The sequence below is a fragment of the Acinetobacter ursingii DSM 16037 = CIP 107286 genome (genome assembly GCF_000368825.1).
Lineage (GTDB): Bacteria > Pseudomonadota > Gammaproteobacteria > Pseudomonadales > Moraxellaceae > Acinetobacter > Acinetobacter ursingii.
In genome coordinates, this window is the sequence record NZ_KB849717.1 from 1024103 (window position 1) to 1044134 (window position 20032).

General features: G+C 41.5%; 18 protein-coding genes. 6 read left to right on the forward strand and 12 right to left on the reverse strand.

Annotated features, from left to right (window positions below):
- Positions 1 to 15: 15 nt before the first annotated feature.
- Both F944_RS12320 and F944_RS12325 read right to left on the reverse strand, forming a co-directional pair.
- Complete coding sequence (locus F944_RS12320; RefSeq protein WP_004991122.1) at positions 16 to 738, reverse strand: alpha/beta hydrolase family protein; 723 nt, start codon at positions 736 to 738, stop codon at positions 16 to 18.
- 42 nt (positions 739 to 780) lie between these two features.
- Entirely contained in the window at positions 781 to 1131 is a 351-nt protein-coding gene (locus tag F944_RS12325; RefSeq protein ID WP_004991123.1) for a DUF6176 family protein, read from the reverse strand.
- Positions 1132 to 1270: 139 nt separating this feature from the next.
- Here F944_RS12325 and F944_RS12330 point away from each other — a divergent pair, with 139 nt between their 5' ends.
- On the forward strand, positions 1271 to 1855 hold the full coding sequence (locus F944_RS12330) for a peroxiredoxin (protein ID WP_004991124.1): 585 nt from the start codon (positions 1271 to 1273) through the stop codon (positions 1853 to 1855).
- Between the two features lie 41 nt (positions 1856 to 1896).
- Here F944_RS12330 and ftn read toward each other — a convergent pair whose 3' ends face one another.
- Positions 1897 to 2361, reverse strand: a complete 465-nt coding sequence (ftn, locus tag F944_RS12335; RefSeq protein ID WP_004991126.1) for a heteropolymeric bacterioferritin subunit Ftn — start codon at positions 2359 to 2361, stop codon at positions 1897 to 1899.
- A gap of 335 nt (positions 2362 to 2696) precedes the next feature.
- Here ftn and F944_RS12340 point away from each other — a divergent pair, with 335 nt between their 5' ends.
- Positions 2697 to 3752 carry an SDR family oxidoreductase gene (locus F944_RS12340; protein ID WP_004991128.1) on the forward strand — a complete coding sequence of 352 codons (1056 nt, stop codon included), beginning with the start codon at positions 2697 to 2699 and terminating at the stop codon, positions 3750 to 3752.
- A 123-nt stretch (positions 3753 to 3875) separates the two neighbouring features.
- On the opposite strand, the gene ligA is transcribed toward F944_RS12340, so the two are convergent.
- From ligA to F944_RS12365, 5 genes are all read right to left on the reverse strand, one after another.
- Positions 3876 to 5906, reverse strand: coding sequence for an NAD-dependent DNA ligase LigA (ligA, locus tag F944_RS12345; protein ID WP_004991131.1), 2031 nt, complete (start codon positions 5904 to 5906; stop codon positions 3876 to 3878).
- A 96-nt stretch (positions 5907 to 6002) separates the two neighbouring features.
- On the reverse strand, positions 6003 to 7049 hold the full coding sequence (locus tag F944_RS12350) for a cell division protein ZipA C-terminal FtsZ-binding domain-containing protein (protein ID WP_004991132.1): 1047 nt from the start codon (positions 7047 to 7049) through the stop codon (positions 6003 to 6005).
- A gap of 1 nt (position 7050) precedes the next feature.
- A complete protein-coding gene (gene smc, locus F944_RS12355) occupies positions 7051 to 10497 on the reverse strand; it encodes a chromosome segregation protein SMC (protein ID WP_004991136.1) in 3447 nt (1148 codons plus the stop codon).
- Positions 10498 to 10751: 254 nt separating this feature from the next.
- Positions 10752 to 11447 (reverse strand): GntR family transcriptional regulator, encoded by a 696-nt coding sequence (locus F944_RS12360; protein ID WP_004991137.1) that lies wholly within the window; start codon positions 11445 to 11447, stop codon positions 10752 to 10754.
- 245 nt (positions 11448 to 11692) lie between these two features.
- Positions 11693 to 12496: a sulfite exporter TauE/SafE family protein gene (locus tag F944_RS12365; protein WP_004991140.1), complete on the reverse strand. Its 804-nt coding sequence runs from the start codon at positions 12494 to 12496 to the stop codon at positions 11693 to 11695.
- A gap of 30 nt (positions 12497 to 12526) precedes the next feature.
- On the opposite strand from F944_RS12365, the gene F944_RS12370 reads away from it, so the two are divergent.
- Together F944_RS12370 and F944_RS12375 are read left to right on the forward strand one after the other, a co-directional pair.
- Positions 12527 to 13294, forward strand: a complete 768-nt coding sequence (locus F944_RS12370; protein WP_004991143.1) for a biotin--[acetyl-CoA-carboxylase] ligase — start codon at positions 12527 to 12529, stop codon at positions 13292 to 13294.
- Positions 13291 to 14049, forward strand: coding sequence for a pantothenate kinase (locus tag F944_RS12375; protein WP_004991144.1), 759 nt, complete (start codon positions 13291 to 13293; stop codon positions 14047 to 14049). Before F944_RS12370 ends, F944_RS12375 begins: the two co-directional genes overlap by 4 nt.
- Here the strand turns inward: F944_RS12375 and F944_RS12380 are convergent.
- Both F944_RS12380 and ffh read right to left on the reverse strand, forming a co-directional pair.
- A complete protein-coding gene (locus F944_RS12380) occupies positions 14007 to 14573 on the reverse strand; it encodes an RBBP9/YdeN family alpha/beta hydrolase (RefSeq protein WP_004991145.1) in 567 nt (188 codons plus the stop codon). The genes F944_RS12375 and F944_RS12380 overlap by 43 nt on opposite strands.
- 136 nt (positions 14574 to 14709) lie before the next feature.
- Positions 14710 to 16119, reverse strand: coding sequence for a signal recognition particle protein (gene ffh / locus F944_RS12385; RefSeq protein ID WP_004991146.1), 1410 nt, complete (start codon positions 16117 to 16119; stop codon positions 14710 to 14712).
- Between the two features lie 196 nt (positions 16120 to 16315).
- Here ffh and F944_RS12390 point away from each other — a divergent pair, with 196 nt between their 5' ends.
- The gene (locus F944_RS12390) at positions 16316 to 17125 is read left to right on the forward strand and encodes a cytochrome C assembly family protein (RefSeq protein WP_004991147.1); all 810 of its coding nucleotides are present in this window, start codon (positions 16316 to 16318) and stop codon (positions 17123 to 17125) included.
- 80 nt (positions 17126 to 17205) lie between these two features.
- Positions 17206 to 18138, forward strand: a complete 933-nt coding sequence (locus F944_RS12395; protein ID WP_004991148.1) for a tRNA dihydrouridine synthase — start codon at positions 17206 to 17208, stop codon at positions 18136 to 18138.
- Positions 18139 to 18178: 40 nt separating this feature from the next.
- Here the strand turns inward: F944_RS12395 and F944_RS12400 are convergent, their stop codons facing one another.
- A complete protein-coding gene (locus tag F944_RS12400) occupies positions 18179 to 19372 on the reverse strand; it encodes a low temperature requirement protein A (RefSeq protein WP_004991149.1) in 1194 nt (397 codons plus the stop codon).
- Between the two features lie 109 nt (positions 19373 to 19481).
- Entirely contained in the window at positions 19482 to 19928 is a 447-nt protein-coding gene (locus F944_RS12405) for a YybH family protein (protein WP_004991152.1), read from the reverse strand.
- Between the last annotated feature and the right edge of the window lie 104 nt (positions 19929 to 20032).

Here is a 20032-nt window from a genome sequence, read left to right on the forward strand (position 1 = left end):
CATTTCGTTTAAAGCTTAAACTGATGATTCAATAAATTTCGTAATTTCATCGCAAGTTTTTTCGACCTGAATAAATGGAAAACTATGTGCAGCATTTTTAAGTGTTACAATCTGAATTGATTTTGCATTAATCTTCTGCATATCTTGCACAATTTCGCGAGGAACTAGCGCATCATAATCTGCAAAGAGATGAAGCTGCCGACCTGTATAATTTTTTAAGATTTCAACCAGATTAAATTGTTCTAGTATCGCTAAACCTTGTTTTAATAGCGACATGGGCTGCGCATGCAACATGGTTTGCATCGTATTAAAATCAGATTTAGCTGTTTCAACACCTTTGGTCACCAACAAACCAAAACGCTTTAGAATCGTAATCGGATCATGCTCAAAAGACTGCTTAAACTGATGAAAATCATCTACCGACATCGCATGTCGCCAATTTTCATGTGCTACAAAACTTGGATTAGAGGCCATCGTAATTAAAGTCTTGTTTTGACCTGTCTTAAGAGCAACGTCATGCACCAAGCGCATGGCTAACTCGCCCCCCAATGACCATCCTGCAATTACATCAAATTTGATAGCTTGTTCTACCTGTTGCGCTAAAACCTGCTCATCTAGCGCATTAAAAATATTACTGAGTTCAACGGTATAGTCTTGTTGTTCAAGTAACTGTTTTAAGGGGTTTAATAGCTTTTCACCGCCACCCCATCCTGTAATGAGAAGAATACGTTGTTTCAATGTCTTACTCTGTGCCTTTCATTTGAAAAAGTATAACCATTTTTATTCGGTGATTTGATTGCGGGGTTGCTCATTATTGTCCAGATCAAGTAACAAATTTGCAGGAATCACTTTTTCCCAACAGTCTCGTTTAAATTGTTGATGAACTTGATCAATCTCAAAAGGACTGGTTTTAGCCATTTGTTGCGCTTTAACTAAATCGACGGCTCGCATATAAGCAATTAAATAATCCTGCCCTTCGATCTGAACATGAAACCATGATTCAACTGTAACACCTTCGGCTTGAAGCGTTTCAATCGCTTCAACTTTGCGCTGCTCAAACTGTTGTTGCCATGTTTTAACCTTTGACCATGTATTGGGTTTTAATTTAATCAGTGCTGCGCCAACGTCCATTGATCTTCTTTCACTTTATTTATTTTGATTGATCTAATATGCATAGACGGAATCACAAAAGCAAAAATTTCTTAGTACATTTCAAAGTTGATTTTGTTAAACTGGGATTTAGGCTTTTCCAATGGGCTTTTGAATAAACATGAAAATGACGCGCACAATAACAATATTGAGAACAGGCTTAATCAGTCTCTGTTTAACCACAGGACTGATCAATTTCACACATGCTGCCAATGAGGTATTTTCAAAATCCAGTACAGATCAAAAACAATGGGTGGGTCAGCCTGCACCTGAGTTTCGATTACAGGATCAAAATGGAATCTGGCACGAATTAAAAGATTTTCGAGGCAAGTGGCTGGTTTTGTATTTTTACCCCAAAGATGACTCTCCTGGTTGTACCCAGGAAGCCAATCGCTTTAAAGCGCTTTCTTCGCAATTTACACAATCGAATGCCGTGGTCATGGGCGTAAGTCTGGATGATGTTGCCTCACATAAGAAATTTTCAGACAAATTAGGACTCACGTTTCCCATTCTGGCAGATAGTGATCATCAGTTAGCCGAAAAATTTGGCATTGTGCGAAATATGGGGATTATGAAAATCGCCAAAAGAGAAAGTTTTTTAATTGACCCGAAAGGTACTGTGGTCTATCACTACACCAGCGTCAACACTCAAACGCATGCTGATGAAGTGCTTAAAGATGTAAAACGTTTACAGCAAAAACCATAATGTCAAAATGAAAAACTCAGCCGAAGCTGAGTTTTTTAATCTTACATCTGTGATTGAATATAATTTTGTAAGCCCATCAATTCAATCAAACGTAACTGTTTTTCTAACCAGTAAGTATGATCTTCTTCAGTATCTGACATTTGTGAACGGAGCATATCACGGCTGACATAGTCCCCTTTTTCCTCACACAATTTCACGCCATCTGCCAATTTCTGACGAACATGATATTCAAGCGCCAAATCTGCTTTGAGGCAAGATACAACATCTTCACCAGTGACAATATCATCACGGTTCATGTTGGGCTTGCCTTCGAGGAATAATACACGGCGAATAATCGAATCCGCATGTGCAGCTTCTTCTTGCATTTCATGATCGATACGTTCATAAATTTTGCTTAAACCCCAATCCTCATACATACGTGAATGGATCAGGTATTGATCACGGGCAGCCAGTTCGCCACCGATCAACATATTTAAATAGTCTATGACTTCTGGATTGCCGCGCATTTGTAATTCTCCTCTCGAATATGAATATTATGGTCAAGTTTAAAAATGATTGCAAAGTAAAAATGATGTAAGTTTATGATTTTTATAAAATTAAAATGAGAAACATACGCATTTACAGTTTTAATTGGAAAAATTATTGTGAAAAAATAAATGTTTGCACCGTTTTAAGAGAAAAATTTCTTCAAAATTGCATTCGTTTCTTGTTTTTTTATTTTGTAACTAAAGACAATGCTTCTTATTTCATCTGTTTTCATGAAAATATATGTTGCACCTGATTGTATATTTCTGAAAATTTCGTTAAATAAAATAGAGCAAAAACCCTAATAGGCCGCAAAATGAATAAGAACACACCGATTTTAGTGACGGGTGCTACAGGCTATGTAGCTGGTTGGATTATTGAACGTTTACTCATGCAAGGTTATATCGTACATGCAACTGTGCGTGACCCGTCTAAAAAAGAAAAACTACAGCATCTCACCGAAATTGCAAAAAAATCATCCGGGCAAATTTATTTTTTTAAAGCCGATTTATTGACCCCCCGTGCTTTTGACGAGGCCATGAAGGCTTGTGAAATTGTGATTCATACTGCATCTCCTTTTGTGATCAGCAACTATAAAGATGCGGTGAAAGATATTATTGAACCTGCGGTCAACGGTACCATCAATGTCCTTGAAACAGCCAATCGAACGACAACAGTCAAACGTGTTGTGGTGACATCAAGTATTGCCGCAATCTGTGGAGATGCCATCGAAATTGAAGACACAGCCAACCATGAATTTGATGAAAGTCATTGGAATAACAGTAGTAGTGAGACACATCAACCTTATTCTTATTCCAAAGTCGCAGCAGAACGTAAAGCATGGGAAATGGCAGAGCAGCAGGATCGCTGGTCGCTAGTTTGTATCAATCCCGCTTTGGTCATGGGACCTTCTCTTACACCTGCTACACAATCTGGCAGTGTTGAGCTATTGGAAAAGTTTGGTGATGGAACACTTTTATTTGGTGCCCCTGAAATCTGGATGGGAATTGTTGATGTCCGTAATGTTGCAGATGCCCATGTTGCAGCTGCATTTTCTTCAACGGCAAATGGACGTTATATTATCTCAGGAGGAACTTTAAGCTTTCTCGAAATGGGAAAAATATTGACTCAGCGTTTCGGTTATCGTTATCCATTCCCGCACTTCACGGTTCCTAAAGCAGTTTTCTCTTTATTCGCACCGCTGTTTGGTCAATCTCGTAAATTTGTACAGCGTAATGTTGGCTATCCTGTTTATTTCAGTTCAAAACGCAGTCAGGAAGAACTTGGTATCGAATATTTAGATATTCAGCAAAGTCTTTGTGAACATTTTCAGCAATTGCTGGATGATGGTCTGATTAAAAAACGGGGATAATGCCAATGTGAATAGAGAGCACGCGACATCACCATCAAGATAAATAAGACAACAGATACCCACCAGCCTGAACGTTCACCTTAATCCAGATGAACGCATCCTGGCATAATGAGTCACAGCATATTAATTGTTGTATTGCGCCAAAAACTCTAAAAACTCCTGTTCGTTCATGACACGAATGTCAAGTTTTTCGGCTTTATCAAGCTTACTCCCTGCTTTTTCGCCAGCAACCACACATTTGGTTTTACTGGAAACACTGCCACTGACACGCGCCCCCAGAGCTTGTAAGCGCTGTGTCGCTTCATCACGCCCCATACTAGACAATGTGCCGGTCACTACCCAACTTTCACCATTTAATGGCTGACGCGTTGGAGCAGTCGGTGCATCCCAATGAATACCAGCAGCCAATAAACGATCAAGTACTTCAATGTTATGCGGAGCCAAAAAGAAATCAAAAATCCATTCGGCAGTAATCTCACCCACATCTGGTGTTTTTTTCAAGGCTTCAATATCGGCATTTTTTAATGCATCAAAAGTTTGAAAAGTATTGGCCAGCATTCGCGCAGTGGTTTCCCCAACACCACGAATTCCAAGTGCGTAGATAAACCGCGCCAGCGTGGTTTTTTTACTGGCTTCAATCGCATCCATCAAGTTCTGAACGGACTTTTCTCCCATTTTTTCAATACTGAGTAAAGTCTCGCGATGTTCGTGCAAATGATAAATATCTGCGACATCTTTTAAGAGATTCAAATGCAATAAAGACTCAACCCAGCGGTCGCCCAAGCCTTCAATATCCATCGCCTTACGAGATACAAAATGCCGAATCGCTTCAATCCGTTGTGCAGCACAATATAATCCACCAGAACAACGTGCCAAAGCCTCACCTTCTGGCATTACCACAGGAGAGGAACAGACTGGACAGTTTTCTGGTAATTGAACGATTTGTGCATCGCTCGGACGAAACTCTGGCCAGACTCGTTCAACTTTAGGAATCACATCGCCACTACGATACACACTGACCTGATCACCTACACGCACATCCAGACGATGAATTTCTCCAATATTATGCAAGGTCACATTGGATACCGTTACACCACCCACTAACACAGGCTGCAAACGCGCCACGGGGGTCAATGTTCCCGTTCGACCAACTTGCCAATCAATATTTTCAACTGTCGTACGGGCAATTTCGGCAGGAAATTTATAAGCTGTCGCCCAACGTGGTTCACGACTTAAAAACCCAAGTTGCTGTTGTTGTTTCAGATCATCGACCTTGATGACCATACCATCAATTTCAACGGTTAAATTTGGGCGTTCCTGTTGAATTTGCTCATAACGCTGCTGCACTTCTTCAATCGATGAACATAAAAATTGGCGTTCAGCGATTTCAAAACCCAACTGTGTTAACCAATGCAGACTTTCATGCATGCTCGCCAATCCATGATGCGGCTCACATTGCGCAATCCCATAGGCATAAAAAGCCAAGGGGCGTGATGCTGCAATATTCGGGTCAAGCTGTCTTAAGCTTCCCGCTGCTGCATTACGTGGATTGGCAAAAGTTTTTTCACCTTTGGCTTCATTGGCGGCATTTAAGCGCTCAAAACCCTGTTTGGGCATGAGCACTTCGCCGCGAACTTCCAGTAAGCGCGGGATTTCAACAGGATTATGACTTAGAAACTTCGGTAAATTACGAATGGTTTTAACATTTTGGCTGATGTCTTCGCCAGTTTCACCATCCCCCCGAGTCACCCCTCGGATCAAAACGCCATTTTCATACCACAGGGAAATCGCCAGACCATCCAGTTTCAGCTCAACATCGTATTGAACCTGTTGATTGGGTAAGCGTTCCTCAATTCGACGGGCAAAGGCAAACAGTTCTTCCTGATTAAACACATTGCCTAAAGACAGCATCGGTACGGCATGGGTCACCGTTTCAAATTTACTCAATGCCTGACCACCGACTTTATTGGTGGGAGTGTCGGGTTGTAATAGCTCAGGATATTGCTGCTCTAAAGCTTTTAACTGATGAAATAGCTGATCATATTCATTGTCACTAATACTCGGTTGATCCATCACATAATAAGCATGATTATGTTTTGCAATCAGTTGAATTAATTGACGCATTTGCGCAATGACATCGCTATTCTTCAGCATAAAAACTCACCATATAAAAGGGCGGAAAATCCGCCCAGAGTTGCAACGACTATGCGTTGCAATAAAAGCACTATAAAAGGGGTTCAATTGGAACCGTTAAGCAGTTTCCTGCGTTGAACGATAGTCAATCACATGATGACGCCAATGTTCTTTCAGTTGTGGGGTAAATTCCAGATTATTTTCATCAAAGACTTTGCCGTCCACTTCCCGTGCGATTAATCCTGCAATACTGGTCATCATATCGAAGCCTTTTAAAGCATCCTGATGTGGCAATGCAAGGAAAAATGCCAACCCTTGTACCTGTTCGCTTGATAAAGTTTCAAGATCAAACCCAGCAGGCCCATTATCAGTCATGCGTAATACTGAAAACATCAGTGGACTTGGTTCATCTGTTTTATCGTAACGATGGAAACATGCCATTTCCCCAAAACGCAAACCGTATTTGAGCAATACTTTTAAGGTCTTATCACCTGACAATGCACGACGAGGGTTCGGATATACATTCAGTGCCACAATTTCTTGCGCTGTGGCCAGAGCACTTTCATCATCGAAAAGCTGCTGTTCGTGTAAATGCACATCCAGTAAGTTACTTTCGCCATCAAACTCAGCAATCGTTGCTGCTTCTATTTCTGGATTAAGCTGAAATTCATCGATTTTTTTGGCATGTTGAACTTGCGCCTCATCAGCTTGCACAGCAATATTAGCTTGGTCAAGCTCTTGATCAGGAGCAGGAACGGCTTCAACAACATCGACTACAGTCACTTGCTGTTCTAACGGTTTTTCAATCTTGAGGGTGGTCTCTTCCGTCTTGAAGTCAACAGATGCCATTTCTTTATCCAGCTTATCCTCACTCAGTTCAGGCGAAGTCAATGTTTTCGCCGCCTGATCTTCGAGAGTTTCTGGGATATCCTGCAAAGCTGGCTCTTTACGCTCTGATTCTTGAGCTGTTATTTCTACAGGTGTTTCAGCAGGCAATTGATCACGCACATGTCGTGGAATGATCGGCTGATTACTCTCAGGATCAATATGTAATGCACTTTCTAATGAGGGTTCGGTTGGAGCAGGTTTTCTAAGAACCATTCTTAAACCGACAATCATGATAATAATGGCGGCGACTATGCCCACAATAGTGGTAACTTCCATACTATGACTCCGTAACTAACCCATATTCTTTTGCTTGTTCCAAATTAACAGTAACCAGTTTTGAGGTACCAGGTTCAGGCATGGTTACCCCTAGTAAATCGGTCGCCATTGTCATTGCAAGTTTATTATGTGTAATGTAAATGAATTGCACCTGTTCAGAAAGCTCTTTTACCAAATTACAAAACCGTTGCACATTGGCATCGTCTAACGGCGCATCAACTTCATCCAAGACACAAAAAGGTGCGGGATTCAGCCGAAAAATTGCAAACACTAAAGCCAGCGCCGTTAATGCTTTTTCACCACCTGACAATAACGCCAATGAACTGTTACGTTTTCCAGGTGGGCGTGCCATTAGTTTTACACCTGATTGCCAGTCATCTTCAAGACTTAAACTCGCTTCTCCCCCACTAAATACTTTAGGAAATAATTCCTGAAGCTCGGTATTGACCTGATCAAAAGTCGTCATAAATAACTTTCTGGTTTCCTGATCAATACTTTTCATGGCATCTTTGAGCTGCGATACCGTATTTTCCAAGTCTTGAATCTGGTGGCTAAGCTCTTCAAAACGTTGCGATACTTCTTGATATTCTTCAGATGCAGCAAGATTGACTGCACCCAATTTTTCAAATTGCCGTTGTGCTTTTTCCAGACTTTGTTGATGTTCTGTTAAATGAAGTTTTAAGCCAAGAATAGGTTCACTACCCAAACCCTTAAGCTGTTCCTGAAAATGTTCCAGATCAGATTTCGCCGCTTGCCAACTCAAACGTTTTTGTTCCAGTTGATCGCGCAGTTGTTCATCACGTTGTTGGGTTTGATGACGCTGCTCGGTCAAATGCTGCTGTTTTTCCTGTAGGCTATTCAGTTCAATCTGCCATTCAGTCCAACTTTTTTTAAGCTTTTCGGTTTGTTGAAATTGTTCAGAAAACTCGGACTCAAGTATAGGCAACTCTAACTGAATCGGATCGACAAATTTCTTTGCCTGTTCTATTTGTCCAATTATCTGGCGATATTGCGTTTTTAAAAAACTGAGATCTTTCTCAAGTAGTTCGATCTGCTGTTGCGTTTGTGCAACGCCACGACGTGCATTTTCACGCTCTTGTTGCTGCTGTTGCAGTTGCTGCTGCTGATCATCCAATTGTTCCGCTAAAGTTTCGAGCTGAAATTGTTGGGTTTTATATGCTGGCAAACTGGCTTCAAGTTTTAAATTTAAGGCGTGTAAATCAATATCCAGATCATCACGCTGCATAGCATCATCTTCAAGCTGAACTTCCAGTTGTTTTAATTGTTCATGTAGTTGTTGCTTTTGCAACACAAAAGCCTGCGCCGCACTTTGGTATTTGGTGATACTGAGTTCAAGTTGTTGCTGTCGCTGTTGCTGTTGTTTCGACAGATGTTTGTATTGTTGAATTTGCTCAAGCTGTATATTGAGTTGCTGTTGTTGCGCAGAATTTCTTAGTTCAAGTTGCTCAAGTTCTGGTTCCAAGCTTGCAAGAAGCTGTACAATTTCATCTAGTCGAATCCGATGACTCAACACCCCACTGCTTTGGCTGTCTTCATCATAATCCAGTGCAATCACCCAATCCTGCCCGACATGATAAGCATCCAACGTCACGATGCTCTGTCCAGATTCAAGCTGCGTCTGCAACGCTAAAGCCTGATTCAAATCATCTGCCAACCAGATATTTTGCCATAGCGATAACTGCGGGGTTTTAATCCAGTTCGAAAATGGCATTAATGTCAATTGGGATGATTTTTTAGAAAGCGCTGAGGCTTTAATTTGCCGTGCAAGTTGCGGTTCAAAAGTGGCATTCTGTTCCAGATAACGGGCGTTCATCCATTGGCTGAGTAATTTTTCAATCAGACTGGCATGCGCTTTGCCTGTTTCCGTTAACTGCAACACCGACATCAAACGTAGAGTATCCGATTGTTTCGGACTTTGTTTTGCCACCAATTGATTGAGATTTTTTTGTTCCGCCTGCAACACTTGTATTTGATTGTTGTGTTGTTGAATTTCACTCTTGAGTTGATTGTGCTGTTGTTGCTGCAACTGTAATTGCTGTTCGGCCTGTTCAATCTGCTGTTCAAGCATCACCATTTGTTGCGTTAACTCAAGCAATTGTTGTTCGAGATGTTGCAACTCATCATCCTGTACTTGCGCCGCGATTTGCAAGCTTTGAGTGTCCAGTGTGTGCTTCTGTTGTGTGAGGCGTTCTATACTTTTGCTCAGTTGCTCAAGTTGCAACGACATCTGGTTTTTCTGTTGTTGTTGCTTGTCGACTTGCTGCCGAATATGATTGAACTGCTCTTGCGCCTGTTGGTGTTGAGATTTTAAATCCTGATAATGATTTTCACTGTGTTGGCTATTGGCCTCAAAAGTATTTAAATGTTCTGTGTGCTCATCCAATTGCGTCAATAAGTTTTCAAGCTGTAGCTCGTTCAGTTGTAGGCGTTCTTTGGTTTGAGATTTTTGTTGTTCTAGCTGAGTTAAAGTCGTACTATTTTGTTGATACAAACTTTGTTTCTGCTCCAGCGTCATTTTCAATTCAGCCAGTTTTTTCTCAGCCTGTTGCCATTCATGTTGGAGCGGAGTCGATTGTTGAATCAGCTTTTGAAATAAGGCACTACTGGCTTCAAGATCGTGTTCAATGGTATTTAATTCAGAGCGAACCAGTTTAAACTCTTCTCCCAAAGCGGTCATTTGCAGCGTATATTCTTGCTGGAGCTGACTTGACTGTGCAGATTGAAACGACAAGATTTCGATTTTTAAAGTTCTAATTTGCTGTTCAAGCTGTTTGTAAAGAACCGCTGCCTCAGACTGGCGTTTGAGTGTTTTGAGTTGTGATTTGAGTTCTAAGGCAATATCTTCCAAACGCGACAGATTTTGTTCGGTATGCTCTAAGTGCTGTAAAGTTTCACGACGACGTGCCTGATAACGTGAAACTCCTGCGGCTTCCTCGATAAACACCCGCATTTCTTCAGGTTTGGCATCGACCAAACGGTTAATCATGCCCTGCTCAATAATGGCATAAGAGCGTGGCCCTAAACCTGTTCCTAAAAAAATATCGGTAATATCACGACGTCGGCAGCGTGTTCCATTTAGGAAATATTCAGATTTTCCATCACGATTGACCTGACGTCGTACCGCCAGTTCATGATAGGCATTATAAGCACCGCCCAATTTACCATAGGTATTGTCAAAACGCAGCTCAACACTGGCCACACTGACGGGTTTACGTTTTGCAGTTCCAGTAAAAATCACGTCCTGCATGCTGCCGCCACGTAATTGACGGGCGCTAGATTCGCCCATCACCCAGCGAATCGCATCAATCACATTGGATTTGCCACAGCCATTCGGACCAACCACTGCGGTACGGTTGGCCTTAAATTGTAAAGTGGATGAGTCCGCAAATGACTTAAAGCCTGCAAGTTTTAAACTGCTTAAACGCATAATGTCCTGATCAAAAGTTTTTTTTATTTGCCCAAGATATTTCAATCATCTAGTTTCTATCATCTGATTTCAATGTTTTGGACACAGTCGAATCTCGATAACAGGCTATTTTAAAATGAATGCGGTTGAATAGGGATTTTTTTTAGGCTGAAGTTGAACAATTTTATCCAGAAATAGGACGATAAGCTAAAATATCGTCAAATTTTTAGATCATTTAAGATCGGCATTCTATTTGTGTAACCGATTCAATCACATTAACGACGAGAACGACGCGCCCAAGCCAACTCAATTTGTTTCATTCGAGTCAGGGAATCCAGTACCAAATTTCGTAAATGACGACAAAAATCTTCCATGAATAGCGTTGCCTGATGTGATTTTCGGATCAAAATTGCATCTGCGACCAATTTAAACAATGCTAAAGATTCTTGTAATTCACGACGTGACGTATTCAACGTCAAAAAGTAGCTACGGCGTAATGAAGGCAATAACTCCTTATAAAATTTCATCAAATAAGGATTTGCCACCATATCATGCTGCACCGCCAGATATTGAAAAATACCATCATAAAATTTTTCAGTGTCGCCTGCCTTGACCTGCTCAGCTAAATGTTCCATAAGCTGTTGCAGTTGCTCAGCCTCATGTACACGCCACGTTTCACTAATGCGTTGCACAATATGACCCAACACCAACACATTGGTATCGAACAAAGCTTTGACTTGTTGAGAAGACATTTCAGAAACAATCGCGCCACGACGTGGATAGATATGAATCAAGTGAGTGCGTTCCAGTAGCAATAACGCTTCACGGACAGACCCTCGACTCACGTCCAATTCTTTGGCGATACGCAACTCTTGAATGCGCTCACCTTCAACCAGTTCACCCGTAATAATCTGATCGCTAATATGTTTTGCAATTTGCTCCGACAGGCTCTCTGTCTCTTCAAGTTTCATGAATCACCTGTTTCTGATTTTTACGTTGGCGTTCCGCTGCCATTTATTGTGATTGTTTTAACTGATTCTAGGGATTGCTGACTATGTCATTGTCTAACAATTTTATTGCATTTTGAGCCAATTCGATATTCAAATCATCGGAAATATCATGCGATTTATCAATTCCTCAGCCACTAAATTCATCATTTAAAATCATCATTTAAAGCTGGATTTTAGTGACTTGGAATGGATGATCTTATGTGCTTTTATTGAATGAATCCCTGATAAATAAAATAAGTTCCAACGACGGTGAGTAAGCAAGCAAAACATTTTTTCAGCATGGCAGGTGACAACATATGCGCGACTTTTGCACCCAGTTTTGCGGTGATAAAACTCATAATACTAATGCCTAAAAATGCATAAATATGGATATAACCAATGGCATTGGGAATATGAATATGCTGCTTTATACCAAACCACATAAAGCCGACTGCACCCGCAACCGCAATCGGTAAACCACATGCAGCAGAGGTGGCGACTGCTTTTTGCATGACCACGCCATTACGATTTAAGTAAGGTACAGTCAGACTTCCACCTCCAATCCCAAAAATCGCCGAGGCAATCCCAATGCCGCCACCTGCAAGCATTTGCATCGGCGCTGAAGGCAAGTGTCGTGTTTCATCCACGATCACGTGGGCACCTTTAAACATTCGATACGCCACCCAAATCGCAAAAATTCCAATGATGATTTGCAGATTTTGTCCAGACAAAAGATCGGCAATGCCCGCTCCTAAAAAAGAACCAATCATCAGACCCGGTGCCAGATTGCGAAATACCTGCCATAACACCGCACCGCGTTTATGATGAGCCATCACCGAACTGATTGAGGTCACAATAATGGTCGCCAGAGAAGTTCCTAGCGCCATATGCATAATGACCGCGGGATCATAATGAAGCTGGGTAAATACAATATAAAGAATCGGGACAATAATTAATCCACCGCCCACACCAAACAAGCCCGCAGCAAATCCAGCGATTGCACCAATGGCTAAATATATGATTAACTCCATACCTGATTTTCCAACTTTATAAAACTGAACATGGATGCAGAAACTCGTCAACTACGACAACGCTTAAGCGATGCTGGACAAGTGCCTGACATTGTTATTTTGAAACAAACGACCACATCGACCAATGACGATGTCCGTGAATTGGCTCAAAAAAATATTTCGTCCATTTTGATCTGTAGCGAAACCCAGACGCAAGGGCGTGGGCAACATCAACGAGTATGGATTTCCCCAAAAGGCAATATTTATCTCAGCACACTCATCAACTCACAGACACCTTTAGACGGTCGTTTAGCGCTTGAAGTTGCATTGAATATTTTGCAAATGCCAAAGCTACAGGGTCTAAATCTGCAAGTCAAATGGCCGAATGATTTATATAGCCAACAAGGCAAATGGGGCGGAATTTTAGTTGAACCATTATCAACACATCAGGCCATCGTTGGAGTGGGTATCAATTTGTTTACCCCTGAATCACAAGATCCATTACAACCCATCAGCTCACTCACTGATTTTGGTCTAAACGATCTTGATCGTATGGAAGTCATTGCACAGCTTTATCTGGCCATTCAGCAAGCCGCGCAATGGTTTGAGCATGGCTGTTACAATCTTGCAGAACGGTTCAATCATCATGCCGCATTTATGCAGGAATTGGTTCATTTTGAACATCATCAAGGACAAGTGACAGGTCATTTTGAGGGCATTAATCAGGAAGGCGCTGTTCTTATTTCAACGGATGGACAACAACAGGCATTCTATCAGGGTCGGATGCGTCGCATTGCAGTTCAGGATAACCAAATATGAAACAACTTTGGTTAGATGTAGGAAATACTCGCCTTAAATACTGGATTACGGATTCAGATCAGATCATTGAACATGCTGCCGAATTACATTTACAGTCCCCTGCCGATTTATTACTCGGTTTAATTCAACATTTTAAAACCCAAAAATTGCAGCAAGTAGGAATATCTTCGGTACAAGATCAAGTCAATAATCTGCGTATTCAGACCATTCTGAGTCAATTGGGTATTCCCGTGATCTTTGCACGGGTGCATGAGGAATACGCAGGCTTACGCTGTGGTTATGATCATCCAGAACAACTGGGGATTGATCGCTGGTTACAGGTTTTGGCACTGGCAGAACCCGATCAACATTTTTGTATTATTGGTTGTGGAACCGCTTTAACGATTGATTTGAATAAAGGTTTGCAACATTTGGGCGGTTATATTCTGCCAAATTTATATTTGCAACGTGACGCCCTCATTCAAAATACCAAAGGTATTAAAATCCCTGACTCAGCATTTGATAATCTTGAACCAGGTACAAATACGGTGGATGCAGTACATCATGGTATTTTATTGGGGCTATTAAGTGCTATTGAACATATTTTAAAACAATCACCAAGACAATTGGTACTGACTGGCGGTGATGCCCCTCTGTTTGCCAAGTTTTTGCACAAATATCAGCCTCGTGTTGAGGAAGACTTGTTGCTCAAAGGCTTACAACGTTATGTCGCTTATGATTCGCTGAGCAAAGGACGTAATACATCCCAAAGTTGAGGAAAGGCTGTATAACCATCTTCCTGCATAAAATGTCCTGCCTGTTTGATTTCTAATAGTTGTGCATTCAGGCGTTGTCCCAAACGAATGCTCAACGGCGGCGGGACAAAAGGATCATTACTCGATAAAAAAACATAACGGCGTAGAATCTTTTGGCGTAGTAATTTATCGTCCAATCGTTGTGACTCGATAAAAGTATCGAGCTCAGGGATTGCTTTGAGTTTTTCAGTAAAGCCTGAGACAAAGATGCCTGCTGCGATTGATGAATGTTGAAGGGATTTACTCAAAAAATTTAAACTCGATAGACAGCCTAAACTATGTGCCACAATAATGGTATTTTCATCAAGTACGCTACACTGTGCATTTAAACATTCCTGCCAAACTTCTGGATCGGGATGTGCCGAATCGGCTAAAAAAATCCGTTCGGCTGTAGCGCCTGCTTGCTGGATATGTTGTTCGAGCCAAATAAACCAGTGATCTTCAGGCACGGCTCGATAACCGTGAATAATATAAACATTTTTCATTTTTATTGTTCCCCAATACCCAATATTTTTTATTTAATTGATTCAGTTTAAAGGACACATCACCTGAAAAAAGTAGTGATTTTGTTGTGATAAAAAAAGGCGCATCAAGCGCCTTTAGTGGTATGGAAAGAATCCATTATTTTTTATCGTCATTGCCGCCGAACAATGGTCCCATACCACCGCCGCCGCCAAATTGTTTCTGCATACCACCTAATGAACGTAACATTTTGCTCATGCCTGATGGATTGGCAAATTTCTTCATCATTTTGGCCATTTGGCTGTGCTGTTTCAGCAGTTTATTAATCTCGGAAACATCCATACCACAACCTGCCGCAATACGTTTTTTACGGCTTGGGTTAATAATATCTGGATGCTTACGTTCTTTGGGTGTCATTGACTGAATAATGGCTTCCATTTTCTTGACTTGCTTTTCAGGATTAGCCTGCTCAATCGCCTGCTGAATACCTGAATTACTCATGCCTGGAAGTTTATCCAGAAAGCCCATCATGCCGCCCATTTTTTTCATTTGCTCAAATTGCATTAACATGTCTTCCAAATTGAAAGACCCGCCTTTTTGCAATTTTTTCGCCATTTTCTCGGCTTTTTCTTTGTCGATTTTGCGTTCGACTTCTTCGACTAGTGAAAGCACATCGCCCATGCCGAGAATACGCTGCGCGACACGTTCTGGATGGAATGGCTCAAGTGCATCGAGCTTTTCACCCATACCCAAGAACTTGATCGGCTTACCCGTAATCGCACGAACTGAAAGTGCTGCACCACCACGCGCATCACCATCGGTTTTGGTCAGAATGACGCCCGTCAAAGGCAAAGCATCATTAAAGGCTTTGGCGGTATTTGCCGCATCCTGACCTGTCATGGCATCGACCACGAACAGGGTTTCAGTTGGCTTGACCGCTGCATGTAATTCTTTGATTTCGCCCATCATGTCTTCATCGACATGTAAACGACCTGCGGTATCGACAATCAATACATCAGCAAATTTAATCTTTGCCTGCTCAATTGCACGATTGACAATATCAATCGGCTTTTCTGAAGCATCGGATGGAATAAAATCAGCACCGACTTCAGCGGATACCGTTTGTAACTGTTTAATTGCTGCTGGACGATAGACGTCCGCAGAAACAGTCATGACTTTTTTCTTTTGACGTTCTTTTAAGAATCGCGCCAGTTTTGCCGCAGTGGTGGTTTTACCCGCACCCTGCAAACCTGCCAGAAGTACAACCACAGGAGGTTTGGCAGATAGATCAAGGCTTTCATTGGCCTCACCCATCATTTTGGTCAATTCGTCATAAACGATTTTGACAAAAGCCTGACCTGGGGAAAGCTGAGTCATGACTTCCTGACCCAATGCCTGTTCCTTAACTTTCGCGATAAATTCACGAGTTACAGGTAACGCAACATCAGCTTCAAGAAGCGCCATACGCACTTCGCGTAAAGTATCTTTAATATTGTCTTCGGTCAGCTGCCCTGAGCCAGTAACATTTCTTAAACTCTGCGTGAGTCGTTCTGTTAAGGTATCAAACATTGCAAAATCCGCTAAAAATGGCCAGTTGCAAAAAAATCTTTCTCAAAATAGAAAATTTATGCATAGATGCTATAGGATACTGTAGTTCGCCGCGAATTTATATCTTATGTAGATGAATTTTAGGGTCTGATGATATTCATTTATAATTAACACTGAATGATCGAATGAAGCTCCAACTCCCGAATAAAGGTTTGACATGATTAGTCTTCCATTGGTTTACACCATTTTGGCACTCATCGCATATACCACCGCATTTTGGTATTTGTTTATGAGTCTGATGTCAAAACGTGAACCAAATCATTGGTTTCTAGGCTTGATATTGGCTTTAGGTCTCATCTTGCATGCAGGTGTGCTGTCTCAGGATATGCTCACACCAATGGGAATTAATTATGATGTGTTTAATCTGATGTCGTTTACATCAGGTTTGATGTTGGTCTTAAGTCTGATTTTTAGTACTTTTCGTCCCACGCTTGCACTTAATTTGATCGGGATTCCTGTCGCAGCGATGGGTTTGATTCTTGGATTTGTCTTTAGCCAACCCAATCAATTTATGGAGCAGCATTCGCTCGGGCTAGATTTACATATTATTTTATCTTTATCGGCTTATGCAGTTTTGCTGATGGCCACCATTCACTCTATTTTGATGTGGTTTCAAAATCAGGAACTGAAAAAGAAACAAAAAAGCCGTTTCTGGGTCAATTTATTGCCTTCTTTTCAGGCGATGGAATCCTTATTATTTGATTTACTACGAACTGGCTTTGTATTACTTACCGTTGCGTTATTGTTTGGCTTCTTTACCATTGATGACTTTTTCGGACAACATCTGGCGCATAAAACCGCGTTTAGTATCATTTCATGGTTTATTTACGGCGCGCTGTTGTTGGGTCATGCCAAATTTGGCTGGCGTGGAGAAAAGGCCATTCGTTTTACCTTAATCGGATTTATCCTGTTAGCGATTGGATTTATTGGCAGTAAATTTGTACTGGAAATGATTTTGCATCGTTAATTTTTAAATTTGCAGCGCAGACTAGACAGCGTTATACAGATGCCGTATAAACGCTGTTTTTATTTTCAGGTAATGTTGACGTGAAGCTAGTTCTTGCACCAATGGAAGGATTAACCGATCCAATTATGCGAGATGTGCTGACGCATACAGGCAGTTTTGACTGGTGCGTAACTGAATTTATTCGCGTCACAGAAAGCATTTTACCCGATCATGTCTATTATAATTATTGTCCTGAACTGCTCACCGATGGCAAAACGGCCGCAGGTACACCTGTCCATGTGCAATTTTTAGGAAATCATCCTGAAATGCTGGCGGCCAATGCAGCCAAAGTCGTAGAGCTAGGCGCACCTGCGATCGACCTAAATTTTGGCTGTCCTGCCAAAACCGTGAATCGGCATCGGGGTGGTTCGATTTTATTAGATGAACCCGATGTGGTGCACCTACTGGTCAAAGCCGTTCGGGATGCCGTCCCTGCACATATTCCTGTTTCTGCCAAAATGCGTCTGGGTTATCTGGATGAACACCATACGCTAGACAATGCCCATGCGATTGAAGATGCAGGTGCCAGTTGGCTTACCGTTCATGCCCGTACCAAAGCTGATGGTTATACCCCACCTGCTTATTGGGAAAAAATTCAGCCGATTCAAGATGCTTTAAACATCAATGTGATTGCCAATGGTGAGATTTGGAATAATGCCGATGCCAAAGCTTGCCGGCAGCAATCAGCCTGTCAGGATTTGATGATTGGACGTGGTGCAGTAACAACACCAGATTTAACCTTATGTATTCGCCAAAATAGAGATGAAGCATTGCTTTCTTGGCAAGATTTAGTCGAATTACAACTGCGTTTTGTCAACGGTGCATTTAAGACTGAAATTGGCATGGTCGGACGTTATAAGCAATGGCTTGGCATGATGAGCAAAGCTTATCCTGAAGCCAAAGCGCTCTGGAATGAGATCAAACGGCTGAAAACGCTAGACGAGATTGTGGGAAAATTACAATCTCATCCATAATCTCTCAAGTGTTTGATAAGGCTAACTATCTAAATCCATCTTAATGTGGCTGAGGTTTAGTTTCACGATCGGCCAGATAGCATTTTGAGAAAATCAATCTTAAGGCATAGACGATCGCCATCAGAAAAACCCCTAAACCAATATGCGGGGAAATGGCAGGAATACAAAAAATGATCAGCGCGGTAATCGGATATAACCAGCGTCTAACGCCTGATAAATAAGGTAATTCATTTAACAGCCAAAGACTGGTGGTATAACCGAGTAAAGTCGCAGCCACGATATATTGCATAAATTGAGCGCTAACTTCTGCACGACCTAAGGCCACATCTACCGCGGCGGCCAATGCTGCACCCACTGCCGCAACACTGATAAAAATAAAATAATGACCATAACCCCATAAAAATGCATGTTTGCTACTTTTGAGTAAATGATGCGCATCTCGATCAAAATATGCCCACCACATGGTGAACATCATCATCAAACCACCAACCATTAACAACATGATGTCGGTATGAACAATATGTGTGGCTAAATCATCTTGAATAGCTTTATAGCAAGCCACAACAGATTCACCCAATACAATAATCGTCAATAATGAATAACGCTCTGCAATATGATGGGGATGCCACGAGGTTGGATTGCCCCATTCTGCGAAGATTGGCACAGCTAACTCAAGCACCAGCAACAATATAAACAGCTCAAGGGTAAAATTGATGGGCGAAAAATGAAAAAGTAGCCATCCCATTTGCACAAAGATAATGCCAAATGCATAACGCAGTGCCACCGTGCGATGCGCAGGATCATGCTTCGCTGCCCGAAACCATTGACTGACCAAAGCCAAACGCATAATGACATAACCAATAATAATAATATCAAAATCCTGATGATGAAAAACATCAGGAATACCTGCCGCCATGATTAATGAGCCTGTAATCTGTACAAAGGTCATCAGCCGATAAAACACATCATCATTGTCATAAGCAGAAGCGAACCAAGTAAAATTCATCCATGCCCACCACAGAGCGAAAAAAACCATAAAGTAATATGGCAATGCGCTTCCTAGATGATTTTCAATGATCGCATGATGTAACTGCTGACCCGCCTCAGCAATGGCAACGACAAAAATCAGATCAAATAACAGCTCAAGAGGCGTCGCGACTCGATGATTTTCTTTGGGATCACGTGCAGCCACAGGACGCAGTGCTAAATGTTTTGAAGTTTTCAATAAGCCCATGGTTTAGATTTCTTTCTATTTTTTGTGATATCAGCCATTATTCTAAGCCAAATGGCACAGAAGGTTTAGCTCATTCAGCTTACGCAAGCCAACAAATGTGATTTCGATATTACGGTTCTGCAAAAATATACAGCGGTTGTTGTTTCTCACAGTCAAAAGGCATTGACATATGTTCATGTACCACTTTCCATTTGCCTGATTCTTTGTAAAATCCAACAGTAGTACGACACCATGGTATATCTTCTGCCGAGGTCTGAGCATCGCCCAATACTTTAGAATAACAATGCAAAAACACCACTTGATCAGCGGCATAAATGGTTAATTTTCGTCGATGCACCTGAATATTGTCGCCAAAGTAGGGAAAACAATGTTGCCATAAGTTGCGATATGCATTCTTATCGTCTATTTGTAATGCAACATCAAAGACACACACATTTTCAGCATAATCTTGTGTCATTTCATCCAGATCATACTGATTTAAAGCCTGATCCCATATTTGAGTTAAGGCTAAAACCTCAACAGCACTTTGTTGATGACCAATAATTTCGATTTCCACTTGCAGACCTTTTATTGTTGTTATGACTCAATCAGCTTGGCAAAAAAGCAGAGTCTGCGCTAGCTTGAATTTGTGCAATTCAGGTAAATAATCTGGTTGCATAC